Consider the following 295-nt stretch of genomic DNA (forward strand, 5'->3'; position numbering starts at 1 on the left):
TAAAGATCATATAAGAGTTCCGTCGCATAGATTTGTCTCAGGATTATTTTGGGATTTGCATAAGCAATTGAGTACTTTTACGCCAACTGTTGATAATGTACCAGTAGCCAGATACCGAGCAGTTCAGGCATGTTTGGAAGATATCAATAGATTCACATATGAACTAGAAATAGCACCAGATGGTAAACATATAGTTGATGGATTTTGTATAAAGTGTCAAGAAAGTATAGATGAGAATCAACCAATGAGTGAACAAACCTTGGTTCACTCTGATTTTGAGAGACAAAATGTATTA

At 34.9% G+C, this 295-nt stretch carries 1 protein-coding gene; it reads left to right on the top strand.

Annotation, left to right across the window (positions count from 1 at the left end):
* A partial coding sequence (locus A2530_RS04870) for a hypothetical protein (RefSeq protein WP_294891481.1) occupies positions 1 to 295 on the top strand: 295 nt, incomplete at both ends.

This window comes from Sulfurimonas sp. RIFOXYD2_FULL_34_21, assembly GCF_001830805.1.
Classification (GTDB): Bacteria; Campylobacterota; Campylobacteria; order Campylobacterales; family Sulfurimonadaceae; genus Sulfurimonas.